This is a genomic window from Bacillus sp. PPSBB_2 (assembly GCF_045291115.1).
GTDB lineage: Bacteria > Bacillota > Bacilli > Bacillales > Bacillaceae_G > Bacillus_A > Bacillus_A cereus.
Window position 1 is genome coordinate 3,834,541 of sequence record NZ_CP147983.1, and the last position, 19,444, is coordinate 3,853,984.

Here is a 19,444-nt window from a genome sequence, read left to right on the forward strand (position 1 = left end):
CTTTTTTATTTTTTCTTAATTTCCTCATATTTCGCATACCACTCAGGATATAACTTTTTAAATGATACAGGGCGGAACCCTTCTTTTTTCGCACAAATATTCGTTGTGCTTGCAGTAATACACAGTTCACCATCACCATTATATATTTCATATCCATATACAACGCGAAGTGGGCTCACAGTATCTACCCATGTTTTTACGATTGCTTTTTCTCCGTAACGCATCGCTTTACGGTATGAAATTTGTAAATCTAACACAGGAGAAATAATTCCTTCTTTCTCCATTTCAACATATGAAAAACCTAAATCTTGTATAAGTTTCGTGCGACCTAACTCAAGCCACACTAAGTAGTTTGAATGGTAAACAACACCCATTTGATCTGTTTCCGCATAACGGATTTCAACTTCATGTTCTGCTACAAACATATGTATTCGCCTTCTTTCACTTCTGCTACCTTGCATACATTTAATCATAATACAGTGACATCAAAAATAAAATAAAAATAGTGAATCTTTTCCCGAAAGGAGCCAGCATATGATTCAAATTGTAACGGTTCGTAGTGGTGATAGCGTATATAGCTTGGCATCAAAATATGGATCAACACCTGACGAAATAGTAAAAGACAATGGATTAAATCCAGCTGAAACGCTCGTTGTTGGTCAGGCACTTATCGTTAATACGAAAGGGAATAATTATTATGCACAGCCTGGTGACAGCCTATATCGAATTTCTCAAACATATAATGTCCCCCTCGCTAGTTTAGCTAAAGTTAATAATTTATCTTTAAAATCTATTCTCCATGTCGGACAACAATTATATGTACCAAAAGGCACAAAACGAGCTGTAGAATCCATCGCTTATTTACAACCTTCAACTATACCGATTAAAGAGAGTTTAGTTAATGCGACACGCGCCATCAATCCATTTTTAACATACTTAGCCTATTTTAGTTTTGAGGCAAAAAGAGATGGCACATTAAAAGAACCTACTGAAACAGCTAAAATTGCTAATATTGCAACGCAAGGTAAAACAATCCCTATGCTCGTTATTACAAATATTGAAAATGGTAATTTCAGTGCCGATCTAACATCAGTTATTTTACGCGACGCAACGATTCAAAACAAATTTATTACTAACATTTTGCAAACAGCTCAAAAATATGGCATGCGAGACATTCATTTCGATTTCGAGAGTGTAGCACCTGAAGACCGCGAGGCGTATAATCGCTTTTTACGAAATGTAAAAACACGCTTACCTAGCGGGTACACATTGAGCACAACTCTCGTACCGAAAACAAGTTCAAATCAAAAGGGAAAATTTTTCGAAGCTCACGATTATAAAGCGCAAGGGCAAATTGTTGATTTCGTCGTCATTATGACATATGACTGGGGATGGCAAGGCGGTCCACCGATGGCGATTTCTCCTATCGGTCCAGTGAAAGAAGTACTTCAATATGCAAAATCTCAAATGCCTCCACAAAAAATTATGATGGGGCAAAATTTATACGGGTTTGATTGGAAGCTTCCATTTAAACAAGGAAATCCACCCGCAAAAGCAATTAGCTCTGTCGCAGCTGTTGCACTAACTCGTAAATATAATGTCCCTATTCGTTATGATTTCACAGCCCAAGCTCCTCATTTTAATTATTTTGATGAAAACGGCGTGCAACACGAAGTTTGGTTTGAAGATTCACGGTCTGTTCAAAGTAAATTCAATTTAATGAAAGAACAAGGTATAGGTGGTATTAGTTACTGGAAAATCGGTTTACCATTCCCACAAAATTGGCGTTTACTCGTTGAAAATTTTACGATTACGAAAAAGGGCTGACAAAAGTCAGCCCTTTTTGTACATTTTGTTAAGATTCATCTTTGATTTCACTTTTTAATGAGTCAATACTTTCTAAACGTCTTTGATTTTTTGCTTCAATAGCAGCACGATCTTTTTCATTAGAAAGTTCCGCTGTTTCTTTTGCTTCATTAAAGTTATCAACTGTATTTTGCACCATTTCTTGTAACTTTTCAGCGTTGTCACTTCGATTATCTGGATTTGGCATGTACTTCCCTCCTAATATTGTATATACACACCATCTTAAATTACCTATCTTTCCTCAAATTTATACATAAAAAAGGAGAATGTAATATTCTCCTTTTCTTTAACCATTATCAACAATCGGTTGTTTACCTGTTTGATCTTGCATTTGCTTTCCTTTATTTCCACCAGCTTTTTTCGATTGTGTTCCAATATGATTTGGTGCAAAGTCTTTTGAATTTTTTTTCGGATTACCCATTACTATCGCCTCCTTAACACTAGTATCGTACTAGTGTTAAGAATTATTCAACTTGCTTAAAAAGTTTCATTTCATAACGTTTTTCAATGCGCTCTTCAATGCGATCAATTGCATCACGATCGCTTAATAATTGTTGTTTATTTTCATTTACAAGTTCTTCAAACGATTTACGGCGACTTCTTCTCATGTTGTTCACCCTCTCTCCTTCGCTTTCTTATTACATAGTATGAGCAAACAAAAAACTCTTTAATCAGATTTGCAAGAAAATTTTATGTTTTAGTACTCCTAAAAAAACTCCGTGTACAATATATTGCACACGGAGTTTTTCATACCATAATATTTAAATACTCTTTCAACTTTTCATCTGCATTCATTTCATTTTCTTTATAATCATGAAGCGCCTGTAATACAAAATCATACTGCTCTAAAATATAACTTTCTAATTTCATAACATCCTCTAAGCTATTAAGCATAATTCTCGTATTACCAACTTCACTTTTTAACGCCGGTTCACATTTTAAACTTGTACATATTTCTTTCACATCTTCTTCTAATATCTCTGTTAATACATATTTCTTTCGCCCTTTTACCTTTAATCTCATAACTGGATAAAAAGCTTTTATATCTAAATAACTTCCTACGTTCATACAACGTAGCCATTCTACATTACGTTTATTACATGCAAGTATTTCTTTCACCGCTTCATATACCGCAGTTTCATCAAGCATAGCCTTATTTACTTTTCGTTTCCCTTCTTCTTCAATAGCTGCACACTTTTGATAAACAGCAGCACACGTAATGCAATCGTCAAATGCATTATGAGAGCTTAAACGAATTCCAAGCATTCGTTTTAACGTTTCAAGTTTATGATTAGGCGCATGCTTCATGTATTTCTTCGCTAAAAATACAGTATCAATTACTTTATTTTTAGGTTCAGGCAACCCAAGCATATTTACATTACTTTTCAAAAAGCGCATATCAAAAGAAGCATTATGAGCCACAATAACATTTGTATGTAAAAATGCTAAAAATAAAGGTAACACTTCTTCAATCGTCGGTGCATCTGAAACGCGATAATTGGTAATACCTGTTAAACTCGTTATTCGGTCCGGAATTGGCCGCTCTGGATTCACGTATGAAACAAATTGATCTACCAGTTCATGATTACGATATTTCACCGCTGCAACTTGAATAATTTTATCATTATAAGGGTTAAATCCTGTTGTTTCAAAATCAATTACAACATAATCTAACGGTAAGGATACATTCCCCACTCCATACACTCCTTTATCTCTAAACGTTTATATTTCTTACATCATATCATGAAGTTATTACTACTTGAAAAAGAAAAGGCAGAAATGGGAACTCTCCACCTCTACCTTTTTACCATTATTTTAATTTAGCAACCCTTTTCTCCATCTCTTTTTGCGTCATCGGCCCAATAAACTTATCTTGAATGACACCTTTTGTATCTATAAAATACGAAGTTGGAATCGTAATTACTTTATACGCTGTTGTCACATCAATGTTCTTGTCCAATAAAACAGGAAAAGTAATTCCTTTTTCTTTAATAAAATTGCTTACCTTTTCTTCCCCCCCACCTTTTTCTGAAGGCGTATAATTGATTGCTAAAATTTCTACGTTTTCTTTATGTTCTTTATAGAAAGCCTCCATATCAGGCATTTCTTGCTGACATGGTCCACACCACGTAGCCCAAAAGTTTAAAATTACTTTCTTTCCTTTTAAATCCGATAACTTTACATTTGTCCCATCTAACTTAGTTAATTCAAAGTCTGGTGCGCTCTTCCCTATCTCAATACCATTCCTTGCGATAATCTCTTTCATCACAGCTTCACTTTTTTCTTGCTTCACTTTTACCGCCTGCTCTTTATTACCAAACTGTTCATAAGCTGCATATCCCGCTAAACAAAGTAACACTACAATAATCGTAAGCTTCCGCCACATTTTATATCACCCTAACGTATTATCTTCTTTTAACACATTCATCAAAATACTATATATCTTATTTTAGCTTATACGGACAAGCTTGGAAATATTCACATTCTAAATAATCAGAATTTTTATAACTGTGATGAAATATTTACCTTTCCATCATATAATTAGAAATAAATAGAATATTTTACAATGAAAGGAGCTCTCATGAATTTATTTGAAAAAATACTTCTATATATTCTTAGTTTTATATTTTCCCCAATCGGAATTATCACATGGATTATCTCACTATTTAGTAAAGACCCTGAAAAAAAACAAGTTGGACGTATTTGTCTCTATATCGCATTAATCTCATTTATCCTTTGGGCAGGCCTCGGCATTATTACTTTTTTCACGATGACTACCATTACTACTATAGAATAGTTATAGAAAGGATGATTATTTTGGGAGAACACCCTATCACCAAAGAGCTACGCTATATACGAATATGCTTAGTTATTTTAGTAATCGTTCTTTTATTTTTCAACAGTGAAAAAGTCGTTGAAATTTCTACAAATCATGATTCCATAGAAAATGTTCCCACCAGTAATATGACACAAATTGCGGAAAATACATTCGCTATTCAAGAATATAATCCATTACTAAGTAGCGAACATACAATTAAGATTGTCAAATATAATCCAGATACAAATCAACTTACTCTCGTCAAAGAAGTTAATTCTAGTGATCCGAATTCTTATACTTATCAACTTAATGAGAACGAATAAAGTGAAACTTTAATCAGCCCTCACCAATCGGGCTGCCCGGCAAATAGCTGAATAAAGATAAGGGCATTACATATTTCTTATCTTTTTGTTTGCAACTCTTTGTACAATGAGTTGCAATTTAATAATTCTCTAGGATTCCCACATTCCACAATAGTCCCATTCTTTATGACAACAACACAATCTGCTATCATCGCTCTCTCTACATCATGTGTTGCCACAATTCTCGTTACATCTCTTCCTATCCCTTCAATCATATTCCAAACCAGTTCTTGATTGCCTGGATCTAACCCAGCCGTCGGTTCATCTAAAATAATAAGAGTTGGATTTGATACAATCGCTCGCAATAATGCGAGACGTTTTCTTTCGCCTCCTGAAAGCTCTTCACCGCTTTTATGTAGCACAGTTTGACTCCCTTCAGGTAACCCTCTAATAATCGGCGTTACATTTATAAGTTCACTATTTTTTTCTAACTGATTTTCTAAACACTCTTCCCCGAAATACATATTCTCTGTTACCGTCGTTCGGAAAAAACGTGGTTCTTGCCAAACTGTAGTCATACGAGCTTCATTACCATAATAAGCAATGCTACCGTTAGATGGTTTATACAAGCCCGTTATTAACTTTAAAAGCGTTGTTTTTCCTGCACCGCTTTCTCCCACAATAATAACGAGTTCACCAGGACGAATTTGCAAATCAATATTACGAATTCTGCATTTCTCTTCGTCATTCTCCTGAAATGAAACATTTGTTATCCTGATACCCATCGCTCTTTCTACATTGTTATCTGCTGCTCGTTTATTTAAAAAGCAAAAAGTTCTATTTGCCGAAGCGACTGCAACTTGTGTCATTATTAATAAATCGCCCACATAACGGACAGGGAAAAAGAGCATCTCAATTGTCGCTAACACTGCAATGAGTGAACCAACTTCTATTTCTCCCCTCATTATTTTTTGTGCACCTATAATGAGAACAAGGATATATGCTCCTGTTTCAATCACCGTTCCAACTACTCCAATACAATGTTGCATCATCGTCTTCTTTACTTCCGATTTATACGATTGTGCCGTTACTCTTTTAAATAAGCGAATTGCCCATTTTTCTTTTTGTAAACTCCGCAAATCTTGTATCCCCTTTACAAACTGTGACACCATCTCTACAACACTTGAGTGATTTTTTTGAGCAACGCTTGCAATATCTCTTACCTTTTCTCCCATCAGTATTGGAACAATTGTACTTAAAAATAAAAACGGAGTTACCCACAATATAAACTGTATATCTATATGTTGTAGTGCTATGAAAGCTCCAATAAATTGGGCAATAGCGTGTATATATTCTATTAATATAGAGCCATATAATCTGACCCAGTTCGGAATATCAGACACGACCAAAGTTTCTAACTCTCCTTGCTTAATCTTCTCACTCTCTTCAAACGGTAATGAGAAATAGTGACGCAATAATTCTATACGTTTCGTTTGTAATATACGTTGACTCGCTTTTGAACTTATATAATCAAATAAAAGATTGTTCGCCCACATTAAAAAGCGACTACCCGCAAACAAAGCTATATATAAATACGCACCTTTTAGCTCTCTTTGAATAAGATTGTCTACAATTAATCCCATGAAAATTGGGCGTGATAAATTTAAAATGGCAGCAATTATCCCACTACATACAGCTGCTATTACTAATATTTTCTCTTGTCGTAACGGCAACAATATTCTTTTATACTCTGTCATGACGTTGCCTCCATTTTTATAGTAAAAAGAAAGGGATGAAACCAAATGGTTTCATCCCTTTCCATAAAATAAGGAAGCTAACTATTGTTAGCTTCCTTATTGTTCATTTTAATTATTTAGTTCGACACTTTTGATTCTTCAATTTTCTCACGAAGAACCATTTGCAGAATACCACCGTGACGGTAGTAATCAATTTCAACTTCACTATCGAAACGAGCTACTACTTCAAATTGTTTTTCGTTGCCATCTAAATCAGTTGCAACTACTTTTACAAGATCACGTGGTCTAACTGATTTGTCGATTTGAATTTCAAATGACTCGTTACCAACAAGACCTAACGTTTCAGCACTTTCGCCATCTTTAAATTGAAGTGGTAATACACCCATTAACACTAAGTTACTGCGGTGAATACGTTCGAAGCTTTCTGCGATTACTGCTTTAATACCTAATAAGTTAGTACCTTTCGCAGCCCAGTCACGAGAACTTCCCATACCATAATCTTTACCAGCAACAACTAGAAGACCTGTGCCATCTTCTTTATATTTCATAGCAGCATCATAGATTGATGTTACTTCACCAGTCGGCCAGTATGTTGTATATCCGCCTTCTGTTCCTGGTGCAATTTGGTTTTTAATACGGATGTTCGCGAATGTACCACGCATCATAACTTCATGGTTACCACGACGAGAACCGTAAGAGTTAAAGTCAACTGGTTGTACGCCGTTTTCTAATAAGTAGCGTCCAGCTGGTGTGTGCTTACCGATTGAACCTGCTGGTGAAATGTGGTCTGTCGTTACAGAGTCACCAAATTTACCAACTACACGTAAGCCTGATAACGTTTCAACTTCACCTGGTTCTTTAGATAAACCTTCAAAGAATGGTGGGTTTTGAATGTATGTTGAATCATTATCCCAAGTATATAAAGCTTCGTTTGAAGTTTGGATTTCATTCCAACGCTCATTGCTGTTAAATACTTGTGCATATTCTTTCTTGAACAGTTCAGATGTAACAACGCTTTGAACTACATCTTCAATTTCTTTAGCTGATGGCCAAATATCGTTGAAGTAAACAGCATTGCCATTTGCATCTTTACCGATTTCATCATTTTTCAGGTCAATATCAACAGTACCTGCAAGTGCATATGCCACAACAAGTGGTGGTGATGCTAAGTAGTTTGCTTTTACAAGTGGATGAATACGACCTTCAAAGTTACGGTTACCAGATAAAACAGATGTTACTAGTAAGTCGTTTGCTGCGATTGCTTCTTCTAATTCTGGCGCTAATGGACCAGAGTTACCGATACAAGTCGTACAGCCGTAACCAACTGTTTGGAAACCTAATTGATCTAAATATGTTGTTAAACCAGACTTATCTAAGTACTCTGTAACAACTTTAGATCCTGGTGCTAATGATGTTTTTACATACTCAGGTACTACAAGTCCTTTTTCAATTGCTTTCTTCGCAACTAGACCTGCTCCAATTAATACGTATGGGTTTGATGTATTTGTACAGCTTGTAATTGCTGCGATTGCAATTGCACCTGTTTTCATCGTTACTTCTTTATCTTCTAATGTAACCTTCACTTCTTTATCGAACTCTTGCTCATTAAATCCAAGTCCTTGTGTTCCAACTGGTGCTACAACAGCTTTATGGAACGCATCTTTCATATCTGAAAGTGGAATTAAATCTTGTGGGCGTTTCGGTCCAGAAAGGTTAGATTCAATTGTATTTAAATCAATTTCAACAAGATCAGTATAGATTGGATCTTTACTGTCTGCTGTATAGAATAAACCGTTCGCTTTACAGTATTCTTCAACAACGCGAATTTGTTCTTCATCTCTACCTGTTAAACGTAAGTATTCTAATGAAATATCATCGATTGGGAAGAATCCACAAGTTGCGCCGTATTCTGGTGCCATATTTGAAATTGTTGCACGGTCAGCTAAAGGCATGCTCTTTAGTCCATTACCGAAGAACTCAACAAATTTACCAACTACACCTTTTTGACGTAATACTTGTGTTACTTTTAATGCAACGTCTGTCGCTGTAGTACCACTTGGAAGTGTACCAGTTAATTTCACACCGATTACTTCAGGTACTGGGAAGTATGAAGGCTGTCCAAGCATTCCTGCTTCTGCTTCAATACCACCAACGCCCCATCCAAGAACGCCGATACCGTTAATCATTGTTGTATGTGAGTCTGTTCCAACTAATGAATCTGGGTATGCAACTAAGTCACCTTCAGCATTTTTCACAGCATGAACAACTGGTGCTAAATATTCAAGGTTTACTTGGTGTACAATACCTGTAGCTGGTGGAACCGCACGGTAGTTATCAAATGATTTCTGTGCCCAGCTTAAAAATTTATAACGTTCTTCATTACGTTTAAACTCTAAGTCCATGTTGAATGCAAGCGCGTCTGCCGTACCCGCTCTATCAACCTGTACAGAGTGGTCAATTACAAGGTCTACAGTAATTTCAGGATTAATTTTGTCAGGATCTCCGCCCATGTCTGCCATTGCTTTACGAAGCGAAGCCAAATCAACAACAGCTGGAACACCAGTGAAATCTTGTAAAATTACACGAGATGGTTTAAATGGAACATCGATATCTTGAACATCTTTCGTTCCCCATTTCGCTAAATTTGTAACATGCTCTTCTGTGATTACACGTCCGTCTACTTGACGAAGTACTGATTCAAGTAAAACTTTCACGGAATATGGTAATTGAGATACGTTGCCAACCCCTGCATTTTCAAGCGCTTTCAAATCATAATAATGATACGTTTTTCCATCTACTTCAAAAGTTGCACGTGATTGAAATGGATTATGTTTGACCATTATGTTTCCCCCCTGTTAAACGTGACTAAGTTGTCTGAATATAAAATGTAGACAAACTTTTCAATACCTTACGATAATATCTTATTACAACTTTCTAAATAAGTAAATAATAAGAAACTTATAGATTATCATAAGTTTTCTTTATGTTTCTAAATTTGAATAGCTTTCATGCTCCTTATGAATACTATTATCATAAAGTAAAGTGCTCTATCCGCGGTTTACTTACAGTTCGTACATACTATGAACTGCTCATCATTCAACATACAAAAAATGTTATAGAGGTGAAATAAAATGGGTAAAAGAAAAGCAAATCATACTATTTCAGGAATGAATGCTGCATCTGCACAAGGACAAGGAACTGGTTACAATGAAGAATTTGCAAACGAGCCTTTAACTCCAGCAGAGCGACAAAATAATAAGAAACGTAAAAAGAACCAGTAAAGAAAAATCCCAAAAGGTCTATTTTCCTTTTGGGATTTTTTCTAATGTTTATAACGTAGTAATTCCGAAACCGTTACAAATCGATAGCCCTGCTTTTTCAGCTCAGGTAAAATTTTTGCTAGTGCTGCTACCGTTTGACTACGATCATTTCCTCCATCATGTAACAATACAATATCGCCACTTTTAGCATTTTTCACTACATGATTTACAATGGATTCAACCCCTGGATTTGCCCAATCACGTGGATCTTGATGCCACGACCATAGAACAGTTTGATAACCAGCTTCTTTTGCTGTTTTAAATACAGCGTCGTTAATATATCCGCCAGGAGGACGGAATAACAAAGGTTCTTTCACCCATTTTTCAAAAAATTTCTTTCCATCTAAAATATCATTTTCTAATTTTTCATCTGATGAATTACTCGCATACAAATGATTCATCGTATGATTTCCAATTTCATGTCCCTCTTTTAACACTTGTTTCACTAAATATGGATTGCGCTGAACTCGAAATCCAATCATAAAAAATGTCGCTTCAGCCTTATATTGACGTAATAAATCTAAAACTTGTGGTGTATACGTTGGATCTGGTCCATCATCAAATGTAATTGCAATAATTTTTTCATTATTAGGTACTTCCCATGTTACATAACCAGTTGGTTCTAACTCTTTTCTGAGCAACATTTTCGCTTCCACTTTTTCCACTTGAAATATATGTACTGCACATAGCAAAGAAAAAACTAATAGAAAAATTTTCTGTTTTAGCATAACGTTTACTAAAGCAGCAAGGTTGTCGAATAAACAACAACCTCATTTACTTTTCTAATCGATCTACATTTCGCATTATATTTTGGAGATTATTTTCATATTGCTCAAGTTGTGGACGTTGTGTTTCTGAAGCTACCTCTAGTGCATTTTGAATTTGTTCATATGCTTCCTGAACCTCTTGGCGTAATTCTTTTAAATCATGACCGTAGTTTGGATCATTTTTCACAATGTTGTTAAATGCATTTTCTGCTTGTGTAACGCCTTGCTGCGCTGCTTGAAACGCTTGTTGTTTATCTTTATGATATGGCATTATATAATCCCCTTTCTGTAATAGTTAGTCCCAATTATCTTTACCTTTTTTTCTAAAAACATTCTCGTATAAATTTGCAAACTTCTCTCATTCTAAAGAGGAAGAGGAGGTGTCACATACAATGGGAAAAAACAATCGTGAAGCGAAAGAAAAAAAAGGACAACCTGAACCATTAAGCGGATCTCATAAAGTAAAAAACCGTAACCATTCACGCCAAAAACATCATGCGCATCATGATATGTAAAACAAAAAGTGCACACTAGCTATCTTTTCCACATACAATGTTTATATTTTTCCATTTATTCTTCACCCCTAATTCATTCATGCATAACATAGTATGAATTGAGATTTTACGGAGGGTGTCTTACATGGGCAAGAAAAAGAAGGATTGTCTTTTTCATGTTGATGGTTTCGAAGAATGGATGGATCAATTTTGTTCTGACTCTTGTAGTAACTTTAGTTTCCCAAATCAAATTCATATTGACCTTTGCGAAACGGAACAAGAATACATTTTGGAAACAGATGTACCAAATGTAACTGAACAAAATGTAGTCATTAAAAAGATGAAGACAGGCCTAACCATTTGCATACTTCATAATAATATTTCTTTACAGCGGATCATTCCTTTACCCGATAATATTATTTATAAGAAGATGCTAGCCTGCTTAGAAAATGGATATTTAGCCATTCATATTTCCAAAAATGAAGTTGCTGATAAGCATGAAAAGAAAGTTCTTTTTTCAAATTAAGAGTTAATATAATACACACTAAGCCCCAGTTGGTTACTGGGGCTTATGTTATTTCGCATGCATTTCTATATTAGAATTTCTATCATATCTTTTTTTCGATAAACCTTTTGTAACTAAAAACACAGGAAATGCCACAGTTGAAAATATAGCTAATGCTGAAAATACTGCAAACCCATTTTGGTACCCGTAGTAATCGAGAAGTACTCCTCCAAACCACGGACCTATTACTGCTCCAATTCCCGAAAAACCCATCGCACCGAAGTATGTTCCTTTTAGATGCGCAACAGCAATATCATCAATAAATACATCCGTCATCGAAAACATTAAGACTTCTCCAATTGTAAAAATAATTGTACAAACGGCAGCACCTAGCATAGATTCTACTATTCCAAAGCCAAATAATCCCCCGCTCACAAATAAAGTCCCAACCATAATTGATGTTAACGGTGTATACTTTTTGCACATTTGAATAACAGGGTATTGGATAATCACTACAACAATTGCATTTAAAGCGAGCATATATGAGAATAGCTTCACCCCATCCTCAAATATATGTGCATTTGCAAAATATTGAGATACTGTCGTCGTTAAATGTGAAAAACCGCAATTACTCAAAATAATACCGACTAAAGCAACTAAAAATACTATATCTTTTCGCAATATACGCATTGCATTTAACATTGTAACAGGTTTTTCTGTACTCACTTTCTTTTTTTCCATTGGATACTTCTTAAATTGGAACGCTAATATAGCTGTATATAGAATATATACCCCAGCTGCTACTAAAAAAGGAATTGTTGATTTTGCACTTCCAATCTGTAATCCAACAATTGGTCCAATAGCAACTCCAACATTTATTGCACCGTATCGTAAGTTATAGACGAGTAACCGATACTCAGGCTTTGTTAAATCTGATAATAATGCTCTTGATGTTGGCTCAAAAAACGACCTACATAATCCATTTAAAGCGTTTAATAAAAAGAAACTTAAAACATGATCCGCAAGTGAAAAACCTATAAACACAAAAATCCAAACGATCATGGACCAGAGCATAATTGTTTTCCGGCCAAATCGATCTGATAAATTCCCTCCGATAAAACTAGCAAAAACACCAACAAGTGCACTCGTTCCGATAATAGCACCAGTCATTCCAGCTGATACACCTTTAACAGTCGTTAAATAAATCGCTAAAAAAGGGATACTCATTGAAGTTGCAAACCTAGCAAACAATGTCCCTAAAATAATACTCATTCCAAGCGGATGAATATGCTGTAGCTTCCCCTTCATCGTTAAACCTACTCTCTCTATTTTCACAAAAAAAAGAAAGCAAAGGATCTGCTTTCTTTTCCTTTTTCTATACTTGAGCTGTTGATACCCGAGTTGTTCTCGTTATGTCCATATCAATTCCATATGTGAACTGTAATTCTTTACACACATCTTTAATTAAGATTGCGACATTATACTTTTCATTAAATTGTAAAACTATGTTTTCTACTTCTTCATATGTATACTTATATTCCCCTGTAATGACACTTTTTAGATCAAAGCATTCGTTAATACAAAGTTGTACAAGTAGCTGGTCATATTTCTCTATTACATCTTCTTTCTTCCAAAGTAACTCTTTTACATATAACCGATCAAACTTCACACTTTCTCGATTACAATCCGTTAAAATCCGGGTCATTTCATTTAATTCTCGATATAATTCAGAAATATTTCTGCTTAAACTAAGCAGTTTATCTACGCCGTTTTCATATAACATATTCATTCCACCCCCGCATTTTCTTTTTCTTATTATAGCAAGAAAATTCTAAAAATAGTTTCTTTCTTCTGAAATATTAGGAAACTAATTTCAATTGCTTTACAATGAAACTAGTTAATGCGGGAGGAGAAAGAAAATTGGAGCACAAATTATATTACACTGACGCTTATAAGCAAGACTTTACTACTAAAATTATAAAGCAAGATTATGATAAAGACGGTAACTTATACGTTGTTTTGAATGAAACAGCATTTTATCCGACAGGTGGCGGACAACCATATGATACTGGTACATTAAATGATATCAATGTAATCAATGTAGAAGAGATAAACGGCGAAATTCGTCACTACATTGCAGAACAATTACATACAGAAGACGTAGAAGGTAAAATCAATTGGGATCGCCGTTTTGATCATATGCAACAACATGCAGCTCAGCACATTTTATCTGCTGCTTTTTGGGACCATTTTAACATGCCTACAATTGGATTCCATCTTGGTAAAGAAACAGTAACAATTGATTTAGAAACAGAAAATCTTCATGCAGAAACGGTTGAAAAAGCAATACAAATTGCAAACAAAATTGTTTTTGAAAACCATCCAATCCGCATCCAGTGGATGAACTTAGAAGAAGCGAAAAGGTTGCCCCTTCGTAAAGAACCGACTATGACAGAAAATATACGCGTTGTTATGATCGAAAACTTTGACTACAACGGCTGTGGTGGAACGCATCCGAAACGAACTGGTGAAGTTGGTCCTATTCAAGTACTAGGATGGGAGCGCAATAAAGGTGGTATACGCTTAACGTTTATCGCTGGTTGGCGTACACTTAAATTAATGGGACAACAGCAACAAATTATGAAAAATGTTTCTAAACAATTAAACAGTAGCGAAACTGATATTCCAGCAAAAGTGGCGCAACTGCTTACTTCTCAAAAAGAAAACGAAAAAGCAATACAAACAATGAATGAAAAATTATTATTTGCAGAGGCAAATGAACTACTTCAACACCCTACGGAAATACATGCCGGCATACTTATTTCTAAAGTATTTACAAATCGTTCTATGCAAGAAATCGCAAAGCTTTCCGCTATTATTACAGAACAACAAGAGCATGCAATTACGTATTTCGTCATCGAAAATGATGACAAACTACAATGTATTCTCGCTTGCGGAAAATCAGTATCGCTCGATATGAATGCTCTTTTAAAAGATGCTCTTCCTACAATCGAAGGAAAAGGTGGCGGAAATAAAAAGAGTGCCCGCGGTGGCGGGAAAGCAATTATGAGTGGAGATGAATTTTTAAATCAGCTTGTTTCTTCTTTACAGTCAGCAGTTTAAAACATGTTATGAAGGATAGCGAAAGGCTATCCTTCCCCTATATTTACAGACCTATATTTTGTTTCAAACCTTGATAACTCCCTGCATTTACAAAACCTTCACTTATAAGATTGATAAAAGTTTCCGAAAAACCATAATGACTTAAATCTTTAATCGGCACCATTTGCACATCATGAATTGGATTATGATCAAACTCGTTAGAAGGTAGCATAATTTCACCTTCAATCCTTTTAAGCAAAAACGTTATATGTAATAAAGACGGGCGAGCATCTGGTTTATCACAAACATAGAGTAGCTTCTGAATGTTAACTTCTAACCCTGTCTCTTCTCTCATTTCTCGAATCATTGCTTCCTCTAACGTTTCGCCATTCTCCACTCTTCCTCCAGGTAAAGACCAATTCCTATTAGCAACTTTTTGCTTTACTAACAATAATTTTTCACCTTCAATTAAAATTCCCGTAACACGAACTTGCATTACATTTTCCATATGTAATCTCCTCTTCCCATTATATTTACAAATTAACCCTTCCATAAAAAGAACATACGTTTTATAATTAAAGAAAATTATGGAAGAAAGTAGTTGTTACATTCATGCGTCCACCTTTAACAAAGTCTATATCAATTGAAGATTTCCAAAACTATTATTGGTTAAAAGCAGAACTCCAAACATTTTGTCGTGAGAATGGGTTGCCAGCTAGTGGCTCTAAGATCGAAATAACCGAGCGTATCTCACATTATTTAACTACTGGTAAAATATTAAAAAACAGCTCTGTTCAAAAGGTGAGTAAAGCTTCCCTATCCTATAAAGACCTTTCTCTTCAAACGATTATTACTAACAATCACCGCTGTAGCGAAGAGGTTCGTGCTTTTTTCAAAGAAAAAATCGGAGCAAACTTCCGCTTTACAGTAGCTCTTCAAAAGTTTTTTAAAGACAATGTTGGAAAAACATATGAAGACGCCGTAGCTTTTTGGCATGAAGAAAACAAACGAAAAAAAGACCCTGCATACAAAACAACTATCGGTGCACAATTTGAATACAATCGCTTTACTCGTGACTTTTTCGAAGATCCAAATAATAAAGGGAAAGCAAAAGCTGATGCGATTGCTGCTTGGAACGAAATGAAAGCGAAACCTGGTAGTAATGTTTATGTTCCTCAAAAAGTAGAAAACTAGTTACCTCGCTAGTCTTCTACTTTCTCAAATAATAGCGCAATCCCTATCCCGCCTCCAATTCCTAATGTAGCAATTCCATATTTCATAGACTCTCTTTGTGCCTGATAAAACAAACGTGTTACAAGCATAGCACCAGATGCGCCGTACGGATGACCGAGCGCAATTGCTCCACCATTTACATTTACTTTTTCGTACGGAATTTGTAACTCTTTTGCGCAAGCAACAACTTTTGAGGCGAATGCTTCATTTATTTCAAAATAATCGATGTCCTCTACTTTTACATTCATTTCGTTTAATAATTTGTTCACCGCAAATATCGGACCAGTCCCTGGAAGATTAGGATCCACTCCCACTACAGCACTACGAACGAAACGAAGGACAGGTTTATACCCTAACTTTCGGGCTTGTCCCTCTTCCATTACAAGAACAGCACATGCCCCATCATTTACACCACATGAATTACCTGCCGTCACTGTTCCATTTTGTAAAAATGCGGGCTTTGTTCTTTTAATGATTCGTTCATAATTCATTTCTGGCTTTATAGATTCATCTAATAATCCATTAAAAGAAAATATTTCATCATGTATATATCCTTTTTCTAACGCTTGCAGTGTCCGCTTATAACTAAGACAAGCATACTCGTCTTGCATTTCTCTCGTTATATTATAACGCTCCGCAACATATTCAGCCGCTACTCCCATGTCAGGATCACCAATTGTTTCAGGTGAAAATCGTGCTCTTTTTTGAAAAGGTGACGTACTTGTACTCTCTACTCCCCCGGCGATATAACACTTACCTGCCCCGCCTTGAATGAGATGACACGCAGTTCGAATTGCTTCTAAACCAGCACCACATTGCCGATCAATCGTTACACCAGGAATATGATAGCCAAGTCCCGCCTCTAAAGCAGATAGTCTCGCAACATTCCCTCCTGGCCCAACAACATTACCTAATATGACATCATCTATTTCCCTCTCAATCCCTTTACTTAAAAACGTAAGAAGCGGCGTTGTTAATTGCTGAACTTCATACTCTTTTAACATCCCATTCTTCTTACCAATAGGTATTCTTTTCGCCTCTACAATAACTGCTCTATTCATATATTTTCTCCCGGTTTTCAATCATACTTTTTGCTTCCATACGAGCGATTTTCCCACTATTTGTATAAGGTATTCCATCTACAAAATGCCATTCTTTCGGTATTTTAAACGAGGATAATCGTTGTAAGCAAAAACTCTTTAATTGTTGTTTTGTAGCACTTCCTTTTACGATCGCGACCGGCTTTTCACCCCAGTAACTATCTTTCACACCAATTACAACTATTTCATCAACAGCTGGGTGTTCATGTAATACACTTTCTATTTCTTCTGGATAAATATTGATTCCTCCAAATAAAATCATATTCTTCTCTCTACCAACAATATATATGAAGCCTTCTTCATCTTCATAGCCTATATCTCGCACTGTCATCCAGCCTTCTGCATTCAACTCCCGTGTTAAAACCCCATCTATTATGTATCCCATAAAAAACTGATCACTTTTCACATAAACAGTTCCTATTTCACCTTTTTGTACTTCTTCGCCTACTTCATTACATATTCGAACTTGCACATTATGACAAGGTTTTCCTACTGAATTTGGCCTTCTTTCGCTTTCTGCATCGACTAGTGCTGTTACAAAACTTAACTCTGATGCACCATAAAATTCATATCTTTTCGCATAAGGAAATATATTCTTTATTTTTTCTTTCGCTTCAGCTTCCCATTTCGCTCCTGATGAAATAATTTTCATTTTATTTTCTATTAATCTATTTTCTTTATATAAAGATTCAAGCATTGTCGGAACTGTATACATAACCGATATATTTTCAGTTTCTAACTTATCTAATACTTGATTCGGAATGAACTTTCTCATAATGTGCACTGTTTGTCCTACATATAATGCACTTATTGCCCCGTATAAGAAAAGAGAATGAACGAGCGTCCCAGCTATTAAAATTGAATCCTCCCTTTTCATATGAAAGTCATGTACATTACAATCAAAACTATGAACCCACGATTGCTGTGCACGTAAAAATGCTTTTGCTGTTCCTGTTGATCCTGATGTAAATCCCATATAAAAAGGAGCATGTTGTACACTTTCTACAGTGGAATATGTAGGAAGATATTTCTCTATCATTCTTTTCCACTCATCAATTTCAATTACTCTTCCTTCTTCATCCAATAGATCATTCACCTTATATCGTTCTGTCACAATCATATCCGGATTACTAATTTCAATTCTTTCTCTGAGCTCATCTTGTTTCCACTTTATATCTAACGGAACACAAACCCACCCGGCCATAGCGGCACCAGAAAATAGTTGTAAAAACTCTATACGATTTTCTAATAGGATTGCTATCGTTTTATTCTTCGATTTTTTTTCATTTAACCAGCTTGCTACTTTACAAACTGATTCAAACCACTCTTTATATGTTAAAACTCTATCATTTTCCTTTATCGCTATTTTATTTGGTTGTAAAGAGGCATGCTTTTTATATTCTTTTGTAATCCCCATATGAGACGTCCTTTCTTTACAATAATAATAAAAAGAAACACGCAATTAACGTGTTTCTTCCCTTTATCATCCCGCATTTGTATATTTTCCATTCTTTAAAGCGGGCGTAATAATATGTTTCAATGAACGATGTAATTTTGTTACGAGAACTGCCGCAATAATTGCTTTTATACAATCCCCTGGTAAAAACACAGCACTCACTTTCATTATCTCCCATACAGAAACATCCATTAAGAACGCTTGTACAGTAATACCAAATACATAAACTACGAAAATACCACCAATTATATTAATACATAATACTTTTATAATAGAAACTTCACGTAAACGCTCAATTAAATAACCAATAACAAACGCCCCAATGATGTAACCAAGTAAATATCCTGCACTTGGTCCAACAAATACACCAAGGCCACCACGTCCACCAGCAAGCAATGGTGCTCCAACTCCTACAATAAGTAAGAAAATAAGCTGACTTAACGCACCTAGACGTGATCCTAACAACCCACCCGCAAGCATAACACCGAGTGATTGCAATGTAATTGGAACTGGTGTAATAGAAAGAGCAATCGGAGGTATTAACCCTAACACTCCCATAATAGAACTAAATAAAGCGACGAAAACTAAATTTTTTGTATTCATATTTGCTTCTCCTATTTGTAAACTTAAAATTGTTTTTAGGTAACATATCACAAAAATTATATTATCTTTCCACCCCCCTTTTGTCAACCGTTAATGCATTAGAGTTTACAAATAGAAGTTC

24 protein-coding genes are annotated in these 19,444 nt (G+C 35.4%); 8 read left to right on the plus strand and 16 right to left on the minus strand.

Translation table 11 applies throughout. The features are described from left to right. Positions 1 to 5: 5 nt before the first annotated feature. Positions 6 to 425: a thioesterase family protein gene (locus tag V6946_RS19060; protein WP_000495812.1), complete on the minus strand. Its 420-nt coding sequence runs from the start codon at positions 423 to 425 to the stop codon at positions 6 to 8. Between the two features lie 109 nt (positions 426 to 534). Here V6946_RS19060 and V6946_RS19065 point away from each other — a divergent pair, with 109 nt between their 5' ends. Then, on the plus strand, positions 535 to 1,827 hold the full coding sequence (locus tag V6946_RS19065; RefSeq protein WP_366981434.1) for a glycosyl hydrolase family 18 protein: 1,293 nt from the start codon (positions 535 to 537) through the stop codon (positions 1,825 to 1,827). 28 nt (positions 1,828 to 1,855) lie between these two features. Here V6946_RS19065 and tlp read toward each other — a convergent pair whose 3' ends face one another. The 5 genes from tlp to V6946_RS19090 form a co-directional block, all read right to left on the minus strand. Beyond that, positions 1,856 to 2,053, minus strand: coding sequence for a small acid-soluble spore protein Tlp (gene tlp / locus V6946_RS19070; protein WP_001133511.1), 198 nt, complete (start codon positions 2,051 to 2,053; stop codon positions 1,856 to 1,858). 99 nt (positions 2,054 to 2,152) lie between these two features. Then, positions 2,153 to 2,287, minus strand: a complete 135-nt coding sequence (gene sspN / locus V6946_RS19075; RefSeq protein ID WP_000527987.1) for an acid-soluble spore protein SspN — start codon at positions 2,285 to 2,287, stop codon at positions 2,153 to 2,155. Between the two features lie 43 nt (positions 2,288 to 2,330). Next, positions 2,331 to 2,474: an FbpB family small basic protein gene (locus V6946_RS19080; protein WP_366981433.1), complete on the minus strand. Its 144-nt coding sequence runs from the start codon at positions 2,472 to 2,474 to the stop codon at positions 2,331 to 2,333. 139 nt (positions 2,475 to 2,613) lie between these two features. Further along, positions 2,614 to 3,561, minus strand: coding sequence for a 3'-5' exonuclease (locus V6946_RS19085; RefSeq protein ID WP_000528755.1), 948 nt, complete (start codon positions 3,559 to 3,561; stop codon positions 2,614 to 2,616). Positions 3,562 to 3,676: 115 nt separating this feature from the next. Then, positions 3,677 to 4,252, minus strand: a complete 576-nt coding sequence (locus V6946_RS19090) for a redoxin domain-containing protein (RefSeq protein WP_006917475.1) — start codon at positions 4,250 to 4,252, stop codon at positions 3,677 to 3,679. A 195-nt stretch (positions 4,253 to 4,447) separates the two neighbouring features. On the opposite strand from V6946_RS19090, the gene V6946_RS19095 reads away from it, so the two are divergent. Both V6946_RS19095 and V6946_RS19100 read left to right on the plus strand, forming a co-directional pair. Further along, positions 4,448 to 4,663: a hypothetical protein gene (locus V6946_RS19095; RefSeq protein WP_001047912.1), complete on the plus strand. Its 216-nt coding sequence runs from the start codon at positions 4,448 to 4,450 to the stop codon at positions 4,661 to 4,663. 11 nt (positions 4,664 to 4,674) lie between these two features. Next, complete coding sequence (locus V6946_RS19100) at positions 4,675 to 5,007, plus strand: YmzC family protein (protein WP_081631290.1); 333 nt, start codon at positions 4,675 to 4,677, stop codon at positions 5,005 to 5,007. A gap of 77 nt (positions 5,008 to 5,084) precedes the next feature. Here V6946_RS19100 and V6946_RS19105 read toward each other — a convergent pair whose 3' ends face one another. Then, complete coding sequence (locus V6946_RS19105) at positions 5,085 to 6,743, minus strand: ABC transporter ATP-binding protein (protein WP_000141522.1); 1,659 nt, start codon at positions 6,741 to 6,743, stop codon at positions 5,085 to 5,087. 116 nt (positions 6,744 to 6,859) lie between these two features. After that, a complete protein-coding gene (gene acnA / locus V6946_RS19110; protein ID WP_000238564.1) occupies positions 6,860 to 9,583 on the minus strand; it encodes an aconitate hydratase AcnA in 2,724 nt (907 codons plus the stop codon). Between the two features lie 291 nt (positions 9,584 to 9,874). Here acnA and sspO point away from each other — a divergent pair, with 291 nt between their 5' ends. After that, positions 9,875 to 10,024 (plus strand): acid-soluble spore protein SspO, encoded by a 150-nt coding sequence (gene sspO / locus V6946_RS19115; protein ID WP_000518057.1) that lies wholly within the window; start codon positions 9,875 to 9,877, stop codon positions 10,022 to 10,024. 41 nt (positions 10,025 to 10,065) lie between these two features. On the opposite strand, the gene pdaB is transcribed toward sspO, so the two are convergent. Further along, the gene (gene pdaB / locus V6946_RS19120; protein WP_061665781.1) at positions 10,066 to 10,791 is read right to left on the minus strand and encodes a polysaccharide deacetylase family sporulation protein PdaB; all 726 of its coding nucleotides are present in this window, start codon (positions 10,789 to 10,791) and stop codon (positions 10,066 to 10,068) included. A gap of 46 nt (positions 10,792 to 10,837) precedes the next feature. Further along, positions 10,838 to 11,101, minus strand: a complete 264-nt coding sequence (locus tag V6946_RS19125) for a hypothetical protein (RefSeq protein ID WP_001146296.1) — start codon at positions 11,099 to 11,101, stop codon at positions 10,838 to 10,840. A 121-nt stretch (positions 11,102 to 11,222) separates the two neighbouring features. Between V6946_RS19125 and V6946_RS19130 the strand changes: the two genes are divergently transcribed. Both V6946_RS19130 and V6946_RS19135 read left to right on the plus strand, forming a co-directional pair. Beyond that, positions 11,223 to 11,345, plus strand: coding sequence for a small acid-soluble spore protein P (locus V6946_RS19130; protein ID WP_000517649.1), 123 nt, complete (start codon positions 11,223 to 11,225; stop codon positions 11,343 to 11,345). A gap of 124 nt (positions 11,346 to 11,469) precedes the next feature. Beyond that, entirely contained in the window at positions 11,470 to 11,850 is a 381-nt protein-coding gene (locus V6946_RS19135; RefSeq protein WP_000516748.1) for an Hsp20 family protein, read from the plus strand. Positions 11,851 to 11,898: 48 nt separating this feature from the next. Here the strand turns inward: V6946_RS19135 and V6946_RS19140 are convergent, their stop codons facing one another. Beyond that, complete coding sequence (locus V6946_RS19140) at positions 11,899 to 13,137, minus strand: MFS transporter (protein ID WP_366981432.1); 1,239 nt, start codon at positions 13,135 to 13,137, stop codon at positions 11,899 to 11,901. Positions 13,138 to 13,204: 67 nt separating this feature from the next. Then, complete coding sequence (locus tag V6946_RS19145) at positions 13,205 to 13,612, minus strand: hypothetical protein (RefSeq protein WP_000965149.1); 408 nt, start codon at positions 13,610 to 13,612, stop codon at positions 13,205 to 13,207. A 137-nt stretch (positions 13,613 to 13,749) separates the two neighbouring features. Here V6946_RS19145 and V6946_RS19150 point away from each other — a divergent pair, with 137 nt between their 5' ends. Next, positions 13,750 to 14,952: a DHHA1 domain-containing protein gene (locus V6946_RS19150; RefSeq protein WP_006927344.1), complete on the plus strand. Its 1,203-nt coding sequence runs from the start codon at positions 13,750 to 13,752 to the stop codon at positions 14,950 to 14,952. A 43-nt stretch (positions 14,953 to 14,995) separates the two neighbouring features. Here V6946_RS19150 and V6946_RS19155 read toward each other — a convergent pair whose 3' ends face one another. Next, positions 14,996 to 15,439: an NUDIX hydrolase gene (locus V6946_RS19155; RefSeq protein ID WP_006927347.1), complete on the minus strand. Its 444-nt coding sequence runs from the start codon at positions 15,437 to 15,439 to the stop codon at positions 14,996 to 14,998. Between the two features lie 104 nt (positions 15,440 to 15,543). Here V6946_RS19155 and V6946_RS19160 point away from each other — a divergent pair, with 104 nt between their 5' ends. Further along, positions 15,544 to 16,125, plus strand: a complete 582-nt coding sequence (locus V6946_RS19160) for a DUF6434 domain-containing protein (RefSeq protein WP_001247730.1) — start codon at positions 15,544 to 15,546, stop codon at positions 16,123 to 16,125. A gap of 8 nt (positions 16,126 to 16,133) precedes the next feature. Here the strand turns inward: V6946_RS19160 and V6946_RS19165 are convergent, their stop codons facing one another. The 3 genes from V6946_RS19165 to V6946_RS19175 all read right to left on the minus strand — a co-directional run bounded on the left by V6946_RS19165 (position 16,134) and on the right by V6946_RS19175 (position 19,323). Then, a complete protein-coding gene (locus V6946_RS19165) occupies positions 16,134 to 17,225 on the minus strand; it encodes an acetyl-CoA C-acyltransferase (RefSeq protein WP_366981431.1) in 1,092 nt (363 codons plus the stop codon). Beyond that, positions 17,218 to 18,681, minus strand: coding sequence for an acyl-CoA synthetase (locus tag V6946_RS19170; protein WP_006927353.1), 1,464 nt, complete (start codon positions 18,679 to 18,681; stop codon positions 17,218 to 17,220). The genes V6946_RS19165 and V6946_RS19170 overlap by 8 nt, the downstream gene beginning before the upstream one ends. Positions 18,682 to 18,747: 66 nt before the next feature. Continuing rightward, complete coding sequence (locus V6946_RS19175) at positions 18,748 to 19,323, minus strand: biotin transporter BioY (RefSeq protein WP_001093333.1); 576 nt, start codon at positions 19,321 to 19,323, stop codon at positions 18,748 to 18,750. Positions 19,324 to 19,444: the final 121 nt, after the last annotated feature.

Bases quoted from the DNA above. Each gene is read 5' to 3' on its own strand.
- sspO (WP_000518057.1), top strand. From the start codon at position 9,875: ATGGGTAAAAGAAAAGCAAATCATACTATTTCAGGAATGAATGCTGCA.
- V6946_RS19095 (WP_001047912.1), top strand. From the start codon at position 4,448: ATGAATTTATTTGAAAAAATACTTCTATATATTCTTAGTTTTATATTT.
- V6946_RS19060 (WP_000495812.1), bottom strand. From the start codon at position 425: ATGTTTGTAGCAGAACATGAAGTTGAAATCCGTTATGCGGAAACAGAT.
- V6946_RS19170 (WP_006927353.1), bottom strand. From the start codon at position 18,681: ATGGGGATTACAAAAGAATATAAAAAGCATGCCTCTTTACAACCAAAT.
- V6946_RS19080 (WP_366981433.1), bottom strand. From the start codon at position 2,474: ATGAGAAGAAGTCGCCGTAAATCGTTTGAAGAACTTGTAAATGAAAAT.
- V6946_RS19130 (WP_000517649.1), top strand. From the start codon at position 11,223: ATGGGAAAAAACAATCGTGAAGCGAAAGAAAAAAAAGGACAACCTGAA.
- V6946_RS19090 (WP_006917475.1), bottom strand. From the start codon at position 4,252: ATGTGGCGGAAGCTTACGATTATTGTAGTGTTACTTTGTTTAGCGGGA.
- V6946_RS19155 (WP_006927347.1), bottom strand. From the start codon at position 15,439: ATGGAAAATGTAATGCAAGTTCGTGTTACGGGAATTTTAATTGAAGGT.
- V6946_RS19105 (WP_000141522.1), bottom strand. From the start codon at position 6,743: ATGACAGAGTATAAAAGAATATTGTTGCCGTTACGACAAGAGAAAATA.
- V6946_RS19175 (WP_001093333.1), bottom strand. From the start codon at position 19,323: ATGAATACAAAAAATTTAGTTTTCGTCGCTTTATTTAGTTCTATTATG.
- sspN (WP_000527987.1), bottom strand. From the start codon at position 2,287: ATGGGTAATCCGAAAAAAAATTCAAAAGACTTTGCACCAAATCATATT.
- V6946_RS19160 (WP_001247730.1), top strand. From the start codon at position 15,544: ATGCGTCCACCTTTAACAAAGTCTATATCAATTGAAGATTTCCAAAAC.
- V6946_RS19145 (WP_000965149.1), bottom strand. From the start codon at position 13,612: ATGTTATATGAAAACGGCGTAGATAAACTGCTTAGTTTAAGCAGAAAT.
- V6946_RS19135 (WP_000516748.1), top strand. From the start codon at position 11,470: ATGGGCAAGAAAAAGAAGGATTGTCTTTTTCATGTTGATGGTTTCGAA.
- V6946_RS19100 (WP_081631290.1), top strand. From the start codon at position 4,675: ATGATTATTTTGGGAGAACACCCTATCACCAAAGAGCTACGCTATATA.
- acnA (WP_000238564.1), bottom strand. From the start codon at position 9,583: ATGGTCAAACATAATCCATTTCAATCACGTGCAACTTTTGAAGTAGAT.
- V6946_RS19165 (WP_366981431.1), bottom strand. From the start codon at position 17,225: ATGAATAGAGCAGTTATTGTAGAGGCGAAAAGAATACCTATTGGTAAG.
- pdaB (WP_061665781.1), bottom strand. From the start codon at position 10,791: ATGCTAAAACAGAAAATTTTTCTATTAGTTTTTTCTTTGCTATGTGCA.
- V6946_RS19065 (WP_366981434.1), top strand. From the start codon at position 535: ATGATTCAAATTGTAACGGTTCGTAGTGGTGATAGCGTATATAGCTTG.
- tlp (WP_001133511.1), bottom strand. From the start codon at position 2,053: ATGCCAAATCCAGATAATCGAAGTGACAACGCTGAAAAGTTACAAGAA.
- V6946_RS19125 (WP_001146296.1), bottom strand. From the start codon at position 11,101: ATGCCATATCATAAAGATAAACAACAAGCGTTTCAAGCAGCGCAGCAA.
- V6946_RS19140 (WP_366981432.1), bottom strand. From the start codon at position 13,137: ATGAAGGGGAAGCTACAGCATATTCATCCGCTTGGAATGAGTATTATT.